Origin of the sequence: Bacillus sp. WMMC1349, assembly GCF_013155385.1 — a bacterium.
Taxonomy (GTDB): domain Bacteria; phylum Bacillota; class Bacilli; order Bacillales; family Bacillaceae; genus Bacillus.
Genome location: NZ_JABJUQ010000007.1, coordinates 626,952 through 641,418 on the forward strand (window position 1 = coordinate 626,952; position 14,467 = coordinate 641,418).

Genomic DNA, 14,467 nt, shown 5'->3' on the forward strand with positions numbered 1-14,467 from the left:
GTATTGATGTTCGGTTGATAAATGCCCCAAATCAACTAAAACAAAGGAGAGTACATATGAACATAAAAAAAGAAATGTTGTCATTGTTAAAAACACTTGTTATTGCTGCGGTTATCATTGCTGGTATCCGTTATTTTCTCTTTTCACCATCAACCGTTTTGGGAGAGTCCATGTCACCAACTTTAGAAGACGGCAATATGGTGATGATTAGTAAAATTAGTGAGATTAAGAGGTTTGATAAAATCATTTTTGAGGCACCTGATGCTGACGAAAATTATGTAAAAAGAGTGATCGGTGTTCCTGGAGATTCGATTAAAATGAAGGATGATGTTCTTTATGTTAATGGAAAAAAGTATGATGAACCATATTTGAAAAAATCCAAACAAAAACTAATAGGTGATGAGCGTTTAACCCATGATTTTACATTGAAAGACGTAACGGGAAAAGAAAAAGTGCCGAAAGACAGCTATTTTGTGATGGGAGATAACCGCGGAAATAGCAGAGACAGCCGCGTCATCGGATTTATCTCAAAAGATTCGGTAATCGGCAAAGTCGAATTTCGCTATTTTCCATTCAATGAAATCGGTGGAATAGAATAGGATTGAAGGTCAATTAAGATTGCACACTCTTAATTGACCTTTTTTCGTAAATCGGAGGTGTTAGCGTTGGGGAGTCTTTGTGATATCAAGGGGGCGCATCATATCATAATCTTCATGCTCCAAAATGTGACAATGCCATACATATCTACCGCTATATGGACTAAAATTAGCCATAATACGTGTAACAGATCCTGGGGGAACTTTCACAGTATCTTTCAGCCCTCTTTCATTAGGAGGAGGGGGAGTGGCGGGTCCTGTGAAAACAAGCTCTCTATTTTCGCGGAATCTGTCCATGTCAAATGGCCGGCTGTCAAGGATGCGAAACTGAACGAGATGTAAATGAATCGGATGGATCCCTCTCCCTGTATTAATAATCGACCAGATTTCCGTTTTTCCAAGTGCCGGCGTCTCAGTTACAGGATCACTCCACTTCTTATTGTTGAGAAGAAAAACGGGTCTTCCATATTGATCACTGTCTGCTCCCAATGTTAATTTTCTGATCCCATGAACCTGTTGTTTGTCAAAATAAGGGCGTTTTCTTAATACTTTCGGAATTGAGCTCATGTCTTTTCGTTTCAATGGTTTCAAGACGCGAAATTGCATAATGTACGCGTCGTCACGATCTGGATCTGCTTCTGTTTCCTGTACGCCGCAGCCGAGGCGGTTTTTGAGTGTAATGGTTTTACCTTCTATATTTGAAAAATCAACAATCACATCGCAGCGCTCAGCCGGGGCGATTGTCAGCGACTGGGCTTTTACTGGGTGATTTAAAAGACCCCCATCTGATCCAATTTGCTGAAAGATGAGTCCGGAATCGAAATAGAGCTCATATATTCTTCTGTTCGAACCGTTTAGAATACGAAACCGGTACTTTCGCGGCTCGACTTCAGCATAGGGCCAAACTTTCCCGTTTACTAAAATGGTATCCCCGCAAAAACTAGGGATGATTGATGGATCAGGCAGATTGGTTGAAGGGTTGTTATTAGGTTGACGGGGATATAACAATGAACCATCTTCACGAAAAGATTTATCTAGAATGAACAAAGGAATTTCATATTCTTTTTTCGGCAAGTTTAGTGATTGTTCTTCCCTGTCACGGATAAAATATAACCCAACCAATCCAGCATAAATATTCAGTCTTGTAATGGCCATGGCATGATCATGGTACCAGAGAGCAGTTGCATCTTGATCATTGGGGTATTCAGAGATTTCACTTTTAAAATAGGGCCCTGTTTCTTTAAAATCCTTTGTAAACCATGCCTCAGGATAGCCATCACTGTCGGCTGGTGTTTTCCCGCCATGCAGATGTACGACTGTTTTGACGCCATCTACATGGTGGTTGTCATGAATCGTATGATCAATTGGGAGAAAGTGACGATCTGGGAGTTTATTCATCCATTTCACTGCGATCAGTTCATGTTTTTTCACTTCGAATGTGGGACCGGGAAAACATCCATTATATCCGTAAAGCCGAGTAGGCGGGAGATCGCGATGGAGTTTTTGATAACATTCTTCCATCGTCACTTCATAATAGCTTTTGCTGCCTAATCTTTCGTGCGGTATGAGCACTTCAGGAATGGGGAGAGGATCAACAAATTTTTCAAGTTCCATGATTCACCTGTCCTTTTTTGTTCTGATGATGAAATAATTAGTACATTATAGTACAGGATGACCAGTTAGGTTCCTTTAGCAGTCAAGAGGAAAACCGCTAATTGTCTCAAGGAGAAGTTTTTTTCCTTAGATAAAAAAAGTTCCTTTCCGACTATATTTCTGCCATAAGTGAATCATGTTTCTATAGACTTACTCAAGTTTTACTTTGTATGATTAAAAGGCGAAAACATGGATGGGAAAGGAAGCTTTTTTATGGAACGGTATGACGAATTAAAAAAAGGAGAAACAGGCGCATGGGTCAGTATCGTGGCTTACCTTGTGCTATCAGCTGTTAAGCTGATCATCGGATATGTTTTTCATTCTGAGGCTCTCCGGGCAGATGGACTTAATAACACAACAGATATCATGGCTTCTTTAGCGGTGCTGATCGGGCTTAAAATTTCACAAAAACCGCCTGATGAAGACCATCCATACGGTCATTTTCGTGCTGAGACAATTGCTTCACTGGTTGCATCATTTATCATGATGGTTGTCGGGCTTGAGGTTTTATATCGTTCAGGAGAAATGCTCTTTCACCCAAGGGTGACAACTCCGGATATGATAGCAGCTTGGACAGCGGCAGGCAGTGCAGTCATCATGTTCTTAGTTTTCATGTACAATAAAAGGCTCGCCAAAAAAGTAAACAGCCATGCTCTTTATGCGGCTGCCGCTGATAATAAATCAGATGCGTTTGTGAGTATTGGAACATTTGTAGGTATTTTTGCTTCACAATTTAATCTGATCTGGGTGGATACAGTTGCAGCTTTTGTCATTGGGCTTATCATTTGCAAAACGGCATGGAATATTTTTAAGGAAGCTGCCCATTCCTTAACAGATGGTTTTGATATTAAAGATATTTCAAAATACAAAAAAACAATTCAAGAAGTTCCAGGTGTTGGACGGCTGAAAGATGTAAAAGCACGTTATTTGGGAAGTGCAGTACATATTGAGGTAGTCGTTGAAGTGCAGCCTGACATGAATATTGCTGAAAGCCATGAGATTGCTGACGAAATCGAAAGAAGAATGCAGCAAGAACATGCCATTATCCATTCTCATATTCACATTGAACCTTATCATAACGAGAAATAAGCTTTTCTAGCTTTCAAGCAGAATAAGTGTAAGGGTGTGCCCTTTGTTCAAACAACCAATTCATAGGATGGTGTGTTTTACTCGCCATCTATATATGATCAATCTATGCCAAAAGTGTAGAAAAAGTAGTCAGTTGTTTATTTTCATAACGGATAACCGCGGAGAAAAACTTGTCTTCGTGGTTTTTCTGCATACTTTTCACATCGATTATCCAATGATCTCCTTTAGAAGAAATCAAAATAAAAAGTCTATTTTCATAGGTTAGTTGTTTTCTACGGACAGATCGTTTATTGTAAAGTAAAATAGACTTCGAATCGCTCACAATGAGGAGGAAGAGGATGGCTTACCAAGAAACACTTCACCCTACTTTGGGAAAAGTAGCCGATAATATTGAAAAAGTAATGGTAGGAAAAAAAGACATCGTGGTATTGAGCTTGACCGCCATTCTTGCAAACGGGCATGTGCTGTTAGAAGATGTGCCTGGCGTAGGAAAAACAATGATGGTTCGGGCTTTAGCCAAATCAACAGGTGCTGAATTTAAAAGAATTCAGTTTACACCCGATTTACTGCCTTCAGATGTAACTGGAGTTTCGATATATAATCCAAAAACACTTGAATTTGAATATCGATCAGGTCCGATTATGGGAAATATCATTTTAGCTGATGAAATTAATCGTACATCACCAAAAACTCAATCAGCCCTGCTTGAAGCAATGGAAGAAGACAGTGTGACTGTAGATGGAGTAACAATGTCGCTTGGCAGGCCTTTTTTTGTAATGGCGACACAAAACCCAGTTGAATATGAAGGGACATACCCGTTACCTGAAGCACAGCTGGATCGTTTTTTATTTAAACTTCGCATGGGTTATCCAACAGTTGCAGAAGAACTTGAAGTGCTTGACCTTCAGGAAAAAAGACACCCGCTGTTAGATATCGAGTCCGTTATTACAAAGGACGAACTAGCAGGTTTTCAAAAACAAGCAGAAACGGTTTACGTAGATGTATCGATTAAAGAATATATCGTTCAAATGATTCAAAAAACGAGGCATCATTCTGATATTTATCTCGGGGTTAGCCCGAGGGGATCGATTTCTTTAATGAAGGCGGCTCAAGCGTTTGCCTTTTTATATAACCGCGATTATGTTATTCCAGATGATATCCAATATTTGGCGCCTTTTACCCTTGCACACAGAATGATATTACGTCCAGAGGCCAAATTTGAAGGAAAACATCCGGAAACGATTCTTCAAGACATTATCATGGATACAAAGGTCCCAATGGAAAGGCCGAAAATGAAATCATGATAGCTCGTATGATGTATGGATGGAAGCTTCTCGTTTTAGCAGCTCTGCCGATTGCCTTGTTCAGTTATGCAATGTTTCAAGGGGGATTTGTCAGCTGGTTTTTATTTTATGCTTTTCTCCCCTTTGTTTTGTACGCCATCCTGTTTGCTTTTTATCCATTAAAAAAAATAACGGTAAAGCGGCAATTGAGTCAGAGCCAGTTTAAAGCCGGTGAACAATTAGAAGCCGTAATCATTTTAAAAAGAAAATTCCCCTTTCCGCTTATGTTTGTAGTTGTTGAAGATTGTTTGCCAAACTCGCTCTTAAAGAGTGACAAGATGACGAGAGCAAAACGAGTTCTTTTCCTATGGTTTCAAAAGGAAGTCAGGGTAACTTATACAATCAAATCGATTCCAAGAGGCAAGCACCACTTAAAAGCAGTTAGACTTCGCAGCGGTGATCTGTTAGGGCTGCTTGAGAAAGAAGTGTATATACCGCTTGAGACTTCTTTGCTTGTTTTTCCGTCTTATCAAGATATCAATTATATTGGGAAATCCGGGAGTTTTGATGATCAAGTTGGGACCATTTCCGATATTCAGCAACAACACAGTGTCTTAGTTTCAGGAATTAGAGAATATCAGCCAGGTGATCGTTTTTCATGGGTGGATTGGAAAACGTCTGCACGGCGGAACCAATTAATAACAAAGGAATTTGAACAAATGAAAGGGCATGATTTACTGATTTGGCTTGATCAGTCTCCTTCCATTGTTTTCGAAGATATGGTGATGTTTACAGCGTCTATTGTACGATCCGCTTTAAAAAACGGGATTAGTACCGGGCTTGTTTCTATCGGGAAAGACCGCCATGTTTTTCCGGTCTGCTATGGTGATGATCATTTGAAAAAGCTCTTCTACCATTTGGCACTTGTTGATTGTAATGCTGTTGAACCGTTTGATCAACAGCTTGAGAGAGAATTGAAACTGTCGTCCAATATGAGAGACACTGTTAAATATATTGTGACAGGTAGCATCACACCTGAGTTGTCACAGGTTCTAGAACAAACTTTAAGAAGTAAGGCAATTAAGCTATTTTTAATCAAAGGAAAAAACGATTCATTTTTAAAGGATGAGCAACTGCTTATACAACATTTGAAAGTGCGGGGAATTGAAGTGAATGTATTTGCTGAAAATCACTTTTCTCAAGCTTTTGCGAAAGCGAGGTGAAGATGATGATGTCCGGGAAAATAGGCGATCGGGTCGGTTTGCTATTTTTATATGCACTAACATTTTTGCTGCTATGGGAATGGCTTCGTCCGTTGCAATACTTTACAAATACGGGTCATACCGCCTATTTTATTATATTTATCGCACTTGTTTTTTTGCTTACATTTTTTGAGATTCCTTGGTTCGTTAAGTTTCCATTAGGTCTTGGTTTTATTTTATTTGCTCTCCATCAAATATTTTACACAGATTCTCTGTTTTCTGTTTCATGGATCGGTAAGCTAGCGAAAGAATTCAATCAGAATGGTTCTTTCATTATTTCAGGGATGTGGAAGGAAATGTCGCCTTTGTTTAGGTCAATGCTCTTTTTTGTCCTACTTTGGCTGCTTGTATATCTTCTCCATTATTGGGTCATTTATCAGCGGAGAATTTTCTTTTTCTTTATCATGACGATTGTCTATATTACTGTTCTTGATACATTTACCCCATTTGATGCATCATATGCCATTGTTCGAATTATGCTGTTCGGTTTTCTGCTGCTGGGGCTTCTCTATTCAGAACGGGTAAAGGAAAGTGAGAATTATAAATTTTCCAGATCGCTGTTTATGAAATGGTTTGCGTTTCTACTATCCATGACAGTTATTTCAATTTGTATTGGAGCTGCTGTACCGAAACCAGACCCGATCTGGCCAGATCCGGTACCATTTATTAAAAAAACAACAAACAGCGATTCTGATCGTAAAGATGGGAGTCAAGTTGGTTATGGTACAAATGATCAAACACTTGGAGGTCCTTATAAAACTGATGATTCTTGGGTGTTTACATGGCAAGGAGAGGAAAGAAGCTATTTCAGAGCAGAGACAAAGAGTTATTATAGTGGGAAAGGCTGGATTGAAGATGAGGAAAACGGCTCAACTTACAAAATAGAGAATGATAAACTTCATTATCAATGGTTTGAAGAAGGTGTTAAAACAAAAACCCGCCATATAAAACTCGATATGGATACAGAATATCGCTATAACCATGCGCTTTATCCAATTGGAACAAGCAAAATTAAATTAAATCATTCTTCTATACCTCTTCAGATGAACAATCATACAGAGAGAATTGGTCCTTTTGGAAAAGCGGGAGCAAATGTCAAAAACCTTGAAAGTTATACATTAGTCTATGAATCACCTGATTTTAATGTGAATGATCTTCAAAACATTAGTATGAGTTCTGAAGAAGAATGGAGCATTAACCATAAAAAATATTTACAGCTTCCCAGCTCTCTTCCTAACCGAGTCCGAAAACTCGCCAAGGATTTGACACAGAATCAAGACAATGTATATGACAAAACAAAAGCGATTAAAGATTATCTACAATCACCTGACTTTTCCTATGAAACAAAAAATGTCGCTGTTCCGAATAAAAATCAAGATTATGTCGACCAATTTTTATTTGAAACAAAAAAAGGATATTGCGATAATTTTTCATCAGCTATGATTGTTTTATTGAGGGGTGCAAATATACCTGCTCGTTGGGTAAAAGGTTACACTTCAGGAGAGTATGCCGGAACAACAACCGATGGAAAAAATCAAATTTATGAAGTAACAAACAACAATGCTCATTCTTGGGTCGAAGTGTACTTTAAAGGTCAGGGTTGGGTTACATTTGAGCCGACAAAAGGTTTCACTAGTCCTGAAAACTTGCATAAACAAACTCATGCTCAGAAAAAAAATGATACGGATGCAGCTGTTTCAAAAGAAATTGAAAAAGAGAAGAAACAAAAGATAAACCAAGATGAAAAAAAACTCAAAAAAGAACAAAATAAACAACCAAATCAAAAAGATTTTGTTTCAAAAGAAACCGCACAGGCTCATACAACGATTAAACATCAAGATTTCAATCGTTTTCTCTGGATTGGCGGAGCGATTCTGTTCGTTTTCATTGCCGGGGCAACAGTAAGTCTTTACTTTACACGTGCAAGATGGATACCGCTGGTTATTGTTGCGAAGCTGAAACACCGGCGCGATGAGACGGTCTTCTTCAAAGCTTATGATGCATTGCTTCACCAACTGAGTCGAAAAGGCATGAAAAGAGGAGCGACCCAAACCCTTCGGGAGTTTGCGGCTGAAGTCGATGCTCACTATCACAATTGTGAGATGACGGATTTAACTTTGCGCTATGAAAGGGTTCTGTATCGAAAAGAAAATGCTCAAGAGCTTTGGGAACATTCAGTAGAGTTATGGGAAAATTTAATTAAAAGAAGATAGTCTTGACCGCTTTCTATCCTATTGTTAGAATTAGTGAATATTAAAAACCTTTGCTGGCAGCTCAGTCTTTCATACTGATGCGACCCTGCGAATGGGGGCAGGACCCGTATGTCCGCCGCCATTTTTTCTGTGCAAAAGACAATTTGATAAAGAGGTGACACCATGACAAAGTTAGTTAATGAAATGATTCTCGTATTGGATTTTGGAAGCCAATATAATCAGCTGATTACTCGCCGTATCCGTGAATTTGGTGTGTACAGCGAACTTCATCCGCATACATTGTCGGCTGAAGAAATCAAAAAAATAAATCCGAAAGGAATTATTTTGTCAGGCGGTCCGAACAGTGTATATGATGAAGGGGCTTTCCGCTGTGACGAAAAGATTTTTGAGCTGGACATCCCTGTGCTTGGGATATGTTATGGTATGCAGCTTATGACCCATTATCTAGGGGGAAGAGTGGAAGCAGCAAGTCAGCGTGAGTACGGTAAAGCCAATATTCACATAGAAGGTGAACCAGATCTGTTTATGGATCTTCCGAACGAACAAGTCGTTTGGATGAGTCATGGTGATTTGGTTGTTGAAGTTCCAGAAGGATTTACCGTTGATGCAACAAGCCATCATTGTCCAAACTCAGCCATGAGCAATAAAGATAAAAAGTGGTACGGTGTGCAATTCCACCCTGAGGTTCGCCATTCTGAATATGGTAATGATCTACTGAAAAACTTTGTTTTCGGTGTCTGTGGCTGTGTCGGCGAATGGTCAATGGAAAACTTTATCGAAATTGAAATGGAGAAAATCCGCGAAACAGTTGGAGATAAACAAGTTTTATGTGCACTAAGCGGCGGTGTTGATTCCTCTGTTGTCGCTGTCTTAATCCATAAAGCAATCGGAGATCAGCTCACTTGTATATTTGTTGATCATGGTCTGCTTCGTAAAGGTGAGGCAGAAGGCGTCATGAAAACTTTTAGCGAAGGTTTTAACATGAACGTGATCAAAGTGGATGCAAAAGACCGCTTTTTGAACAAGCTGAAAGGTGTTTCAGATCCTGAGCAAAAACGAAAAATCATTGGAAATGAATTTATCTATGTATTTGATGATGAAGCGGACAAGCTGAAGGGAATCGATTTTCTTGCACAGGGTACGCTTTATACCGATATTATTGAGAGCGGTACAGCAACAGCGCAAACGATTAAGTCACATCACAATGTTGGCGGACTGCCTGAAGACATGCAGTTTCAACTGATTGAACCATTGAATACACTGTTTAAAGATGAAGTTCGTGCACTTGGAACAGAGCTTGGTATTCCTGATGAAATTGTTTGGCGCCAGCCTTTCCCTGGTCCTGGTCTTGGCATTCGCGTTTTGGGAGAGATATCCGAAGAAAAGCTGGAAATCGTTCGTGAGTCAGATGCAATTTTACGTGAAGAAATTGCGAAAGCCGGACTTGAACGTGATATTTGGCAATACTTCACCGTTCTCCCTGATATCCGCAGTGTCGGTGTTATGGGAGATGCCCGCACATACGATTATACAATCGGTATTCGTGCCGTCACTTCGATTGATGGTATGACATCTGATTGGGCAAGAATCCCATGGGATGTGCTTGAAACAATTTCAACCCGGATTGTTAACGAAGTGAAACACATTAACCGTGTGGTTTATGATATTACAAGCAAGCCGCCTGCAACGATTGAGTGGGAATAATAGAAGGAGAGCTGAAACCCCTTTGTTTACAAGGGTTTCGGCTCTTTACAACTTAGATACAGGAAGAAATGTCTATCTCAATCCTAGTTTAGCTAGTCAAGGTGTAAAAGGTTCGGTCACAAATGCTTTAGCTTTGGTATTATCACAAACAAATTTTATATCATTATTTTTATAAAAGGATTTTCATAGATAAAAGCCAGTTTTGTAGAGCTTTATTTAGAGTAGGCATATTTAGCAGTTGATTTTTAGTATTGGGATGTTTTTTAACCCTTTGTAATCCCCATTTTATAACCATTCGCGAACGTATTTATTAATCACAACTGGGTCATTATGACCATTTAATTTTTGAACACAAACTTTATTCCTTTGGTAAAAAAGAACAATATGGTTTAACTACATTTCTATACAAAAAGCTGTGAATTGTAGACACATCCACTCTATTTGAGACACTTTTTCCAAGTCTTTGTAAAACTGTTTCAACAACTGTATTTGTATAAGTAATACAAGCAATCTTCCTCATACGTTCAAGCCTTTCAGAATTCTGTATTACATTTTTGATATGATTTACCAATAATTCAGTTTTCCCCGCAGCAGGACCAGCTTCTACCTTAAAATCATGTTCTATTTCCAATTTCGTCTGAGCATCAATAATCATATTATTCACACACCCATTGAATTGCATTTGCTATATATTTTGGCACTATAAAATCTTGATATTCATCCTGTCCCTTTAATTCCAAATTATCTTTCAATACCGAGGCTAATTCTAGAGCATTTTCACCTTTACCTATGGAATTTAAATATCTAGAAGCTATCAGTGCTTTCTTTTTGTCATCTTCTTTCCAATCGTCACCTATATTTCTTAAAGAATCCAGATATCTTTCAATGGCTATTTCTTGACTTGGTCGGACAAATTCACGCCAAAACACATTATTCAAACCGCATTATGCCATTAAAAATGATTGACTCCAGCACCGTGCCCTTAAATCTAACCCATCATCCGTGGGCTGAATTCCGTAAAACAAAAGCCGGTGTGAAGTTGCATTTGCGGCTTGCGTTTATGGAAAAAGGGATCTCGTATCCTGAAAAGGCTGTGATCACAACGGCAAAGGAACATGACCGCGGTCAGCTTGAGGTCATGGTGGACGAAGGAATGCATGTATGTGTTTGACCGTGGTTATTTGGACTATGAGCGCTTTGATCGCATGACGGACGATGGCTACTTTTTCCTTTCTAGACTACGGAAAATTTGCGATTTTAAACTACCTAAAGAATCTTCTGTTTTATCCGATCAAATGGTCTTGATTGGAACACCTCAAAACCGTGCAGAGAACTACTTTCGACGGATAAAAGTGCTTGATTCCAAAGGGAATGAGCTTCAACTGATCACCAATCGATTTGATGTAAGTGCCGAAGACATTTCACAGATGTACAATCGAATTGTTTTTTAAGTGGATAAAACAGCATCTCCGTATCAAAAAGTTCTATGGTCAAAGTGAATGGGCCATCCCAAACCAACTATTTATTGCCTTAATTGTCTTTTGCCTGCATGTTCTCGTTCAAATCGAAACGAATAGCAAGCGGAAAACCTTGCAAATTAGCCGTTATTTGAGGGCTGCATTGTGGAAGCCAGCGCATATTTGGTTACGAAAGATTGAAGGAAAAACGATTCCTTAATGGATATTGTCGTTGTCGCAACTGTCTAAATGTAAATAAAAACCAAATGGGTGTATCCACCTTTAATTGGGTAGTCACCTTTTTGGCTCTAAATTCCAATAAGTTAAGTTCTGAACATTCAAATAATATTCATGCAACACTAATGCTCTATTCTCTAAAAGTAATCTACTAATTATTTACTTCTTTCGACCTATTATCGTATAGTATTAGGTAATATTCAATTAGAGTGAGATTGAATCTTTTTATTTTATTATTTTGAACATAGGTGGCGATTTTAATGGGCTTCTTGAGTTTGAGAAAACTTATCAAAGAAACTGAGATTGATAAAGGATTTTTTAGAAAGATTGGGTTTAGAGTTTAAAAAAATAAGTGAAATATGAACAATAGTACACAAGAGTATTAATAGACAGTCTTATCATCATGCTAATCAATATGTTATAATTAACAATAGGTAATATTAGCAAGGAGTTAAATTATGTTTAAAACTAAGGGAGATAGACTGGAATCATTGATTCAATACGTTTATCAAGTACTATCAGAGTTTGCTAATAAAGATATTGAAGTCAAGAACAAGCACAATATAGTTGGTAAATCAGGTGTAACACATAATATAGATGTCTATTACCAATTTGAGCTAAATGGTATCACTCATAAAGTAATCTTTGAGTGCAAGAATTGGAATAGTAAAGTCTCCAAAGAAAAAGTATTAGCTTTAAAATCAATTTTAGAAGATATTCCTAATTCAGTGGGTGTAATGGTAGCCCCTAAAGGCTATCAAAGTGGAGCCAATAAGTTTGCTGAACATCACGGAATCGAATTGATTTCTGGAAGTGAAGAGTCTTTACTTGTCGCAGTAATTCAGAAGCGCTTACAGGTGGTGCTACCTGACGAATCAGTCATTGGTGAACCTTTTTATTGCTTAATGGAAAAAGGGGATAGTGGACAGGTAACTGGTACATATATTCGAAATATAGATGCAGATGGTAAGCCGTTTTTGATTTTATATTTTTCTAAAAAAGAAGCAGAAGAGAGTGGTACAAATTTTAATTCGTTCGTAAGAGGTATAGATAAAAAACATCTTACAATACTATGTGATTATAGCGACAACTTAGGGTTAAATTTGGCTATAAAACAATTCATGAGTACTGATGTACTTGGAGTAGAATCTAAACTTATAAGAGACTTTTTTCTTTAACCAAAAAAGACGCTTCAATTGAAACGTCTTTTGTAGAAGATATCAAATATTTATAGTGATAACTCAAAACAGTGATTTGCATTTATTGCATTAAAATCGCATTGTTTTAATTTTTTTATATCATTTTATATGAGTTTATGATGTTAGCCTGATAATTGGACACAGAGAATAGAGATTTTTATACTGAAACTAATAATTTCTAGGAGTGTCCAAAATGAACGGAAAAAGATACGATAAAGACTTTAAAATCTATGCTGTTAAGATGGTTGTGGAAGATGGAAGAGAGGTAGCTGAAGTTGCACGAGAGCTAGATTTAGTTCATCAAACCTTGCATAAGTGGGGGGATAAGTATAAGGAAGAGCAGGAGGATGCCTTTGTAGGAAGTGGGAATCTTAATCCCAAGGATCAAGCTAATTATGAAAAAGATAAACGTATTCGTGACTTGGAAGAGGAAGTTTCCATTTTAAAAAAGGCTATGGGCATCTTCGCAAAAAACCAGAAGTAATTTATGACTTCATCGAAAAACACCGACACGAGTTCCGTGTAGCGAAGATGTGCGAAGTATTAGGTGTTTGGAAAAGTGGTTATTATGACTGGAGGAATCGAGATAAATGTGAGCAGAAAAAGCGTAGAGAAAAGCTAACAGCCGAAGTGAAGCGTGTTTATATGGAGTCCAAGAGAAGGTTGGTTGTATTTAGCTACGATCATGGACTTATTTTCAAGGAGAATCATCGGTTGGGAAATGAGTAGACGTATGACGAAGGAATTGACCATTACAGCTTTGAAACGGGCGATAAACCAGCAGCCACCACAGAAAGGGCTTATTCACCATTCCGATCGAGGTAGTCAATACGCAGCGTATGACTATCAAGCAGTTCTACGAGACTATAAGATTACGACAAGTATGAGCAGAAAAGGTAACTGTTACGATAATGCATGTATTGAATCTTTTCACAGTGTGATCAAGAAGGAGCTCATATTCCATCAGAAGTATCAAACACGAGCAGAAGCAAAAAGAAGCATATTTGCCTATATCATGACTTTTTACAACTACAAACGTATTCATTCATCTATTGGTTATTTATCACCGATAGCTTATGAGAAAAAGTATGCGCAAAAGTGAATACAACTGATAGAGTAGAAGTTTAGTTACCTCTTAATTCCTTCTATTAAGAGGACAGCAAGCGAAGCGCTGCAGCCTTGACAATAATTTAATATTTTAAGTGTCCAATATCTTGACATAGGTCCATTCAGGGTTTGGTCAGTAACAAAGGCTTTCAGCCACAGAGAAAACCACTCGTGATAACGGGTGGTAATTACTCCAACGGAGTTTTATCTAAGTCACATCATTATATTATATTCATATGGTTTCTCAACTAATTATAGGAGTCTGAAGTTAGTAGATAATAAAATGTTATGATAAAAACATTCTTTTAGCTTTTTCTGAGGGAACGGGGCAAGAACCAGATTTTAAAATTCTTCTTCTGTTAGTTGCTAAGATTTTATACACTCTGTCCCTTAGTTGCTTAGGGATTAATTTAAATATTAGTAACGGCTTAAAAATCCAATTTGATTCTGCGAGCAGATTTATGATAGAACTTGAGTGTAGATATTCTTTATTATTTGATATAAAGATCATGCTATCGATGTCTGGATCAAGTACCACATTCTTTCGTGTCCAATTACTATGAAAATCTGTAATGTATAGCTCTTTATTTATATTAATACGAACAATAAACCTTATAAACCGACTACATACATTGCATTCACTGTCATATATAAGCACCTTCATAAA

Annotated in this window: 11 protein-coding genes and 2 pseudogenes; 9 read left to right on the top strand and 4 right to left on the bottom strand. The window is 37.9% G+C overall.

The features are described from left to right. The first annotated feature begins 56 nt into the window (after nucleotides 1–56). Entirely contained in the window at nucleotides 57–599 is a 543-nt protein-coding gene (gene lepB / locus HOO54_RS05630) for a signal peptidase I (RefSeq protein WP_172293252.1), read from the top strand. Nucleotides 600–659: 60 nt separating this feature from the next. On the opposite strand, the gene HOO54_RS05635 is transcribed toward lepB, so the two are convergent. Then, nucleotides 660–2,210: a multicopper oxidase family protein gene (locus HOO54_RS05635; protein ID WP_172293254.1), complete on the bottom strand. Its 1,551-nt coding sequence runs from the start codon at nucleotides 2,208–2,210 to the stop codon at nucleotides 660–662. 252 nt (nucleotides 2,211–2,462) lie between these two features. Between HOO54_RS05635 and HOO54_RS05640 the strand changes: the two genes are divergently transcribed. The 5 genes from HOO54_RS05640 (at nucleotide 2,463) to guaA (ending at nucleotide 9,800) form a co-directional block, all read left to right on the top strand. Continuing rightward, nucleotides 2,463–3,338, top strand: coding sequence for a cation diffusion facilitator family transporter (locus HOO54_RS05640; RefSeq protein WP_172293256.1), 876 nt, complete (start codon nucleotides 2,463–2,465; stop codon nucleotides 3,336–3,338). Between the two features lie 338 nt (nucleotides 3,339–3,676). Continuing rightward, entirely contained in the window at nucleotides 3,677–4,642 is a 966-nt protein-coding gene (locus HOO54_RS05645) for an AAA family ATPase (protein ID WP_172293258.1), read from the top strand. Between the two features lie 8 nt (nucleotides 4,643–4,650). Beyond that, a complete protein-coding gene (locus HOO54_RS05650; protein WP_253907623.1) occupies nucleotides 4,651–5,844 on the top strand; it encodes a DUF58 domain-containing protein in 1,194 nt (397 codons plus the stop codon). Nucleotides 5,845–5,846: 2 nt separating this feature from the next. Beyond that, nucleotides 5,847–8,096 (top strand): DUF4129 domain-containing transglutaminase family protein, encoded by a 2,250-nt coding sequence (locus HOO54_RS05655; protein ID WP_483861909.1) that lies wholly within the window; start codon nucleotides 5,847–5,849, stop codon nucleotides 8,094–8,096. A 162-nt stretch (nucleotides 8,097–8,258) separates the two neighbouring features. Continuing rightward, nucleotides 8,259–9,800 carry a glutamine-hydrolyzing GMP synthase gene (gene guaA / locus HOO54_RS05660; RefSeq protein WP_172293264.1) on the top strand — a complete coding sequence of 514 codons (1,542 nt, stop codon included), beginning with the start codon at nucleotides 8,259–8,261 and terminating at the stop codon, nucleotides 9,798–9,800. Nucleotides 9,801–10,158: 358 nt separating this feature from the next. On the opposite strand, the gene HOO54_RS24115 is transcribed toward guaA, so the two are convergent. Then, the gene (locus HOO54_RS24115) at nucleotides 10,159–10,455 is read right to left on the bottom strand and encodes a UvrD-helicase domain-containing protein (protein ID WP_253907624.1); all 297 of its coding nucleotides are present in this window, start codon (nucleotides 10,453–10,455) and stop codon (nucleotides 10,159–10,161) included. Between the two features lies 1 nt (nucleotide 10,456). Next, nucleotides 10,457–10,729 (bottom strand): hypothetical protein, encoded by a 273-nt coding sequence (locus HOO54_RS05670; protein ID WP_253907841.1) that lies wholly within the window; start codon nucleotides 10,727–10,729, stop codon nucleotides 10,457–10,459. Between HOO54_RS05670 and HOO54_RS05675 the strand changes: the two are divergent. The 3 genes and pseudogenes from HOO54_RS05675 to HOO54_RS05685 form a co-directional block, all read left to right on the top strand. Then, nucleotides 10,669–11,477 (top strand): annotated as a pseudogene (locus HOO54_RS05675) (IS4 family transposase); the annotation flags it as partial. The gene HOO54_RS05670 and the pseudogene HOO54_RS05675 sit on opposite strands and share 61 nt — an antisense overlap. 475 nt (nucleotides 11,478–11,952) lie before the next feature. Further along, nucleotides 11,953–12,672: a restriction endonuclease gene (locus HOO54_RS05680; protein ID WP_172293266.1), complete on the top strand. Its 720-nt coding sequence runs from the start codon at nucleotides 11,953–11,955 to the stop codon at nucleotides 12,670–12,672. Nucleotides 12,673–12,886: 214 nt separating this feature from the next. Further along, nucleotides 12,887–13,795 (top strand): annotated as a pseudogene (locus HOO54_RS05685) (IS3 family transposase). A gap of 291 nt (nucleotides 13,796–14,086) precedes the next feature. Here HOO54_RS05685 and HOO54_RS25120 read toward each other — a convergent pair. Beyond that, nucleotides 14,087–14,464, bottom strand: coding sequence for a thiol-disulfide oxidoreductase DCC family protein (locus HOO54_RS25120; protein ID WP_172293268.1), 378 nt, complete (start codon nucleotides 14,462–14,464; stop codon nucleotides 14,087–14,089). Between the last annotated feature and the right edge of the window lie 3 nt (nucleotides 14,465–14,467).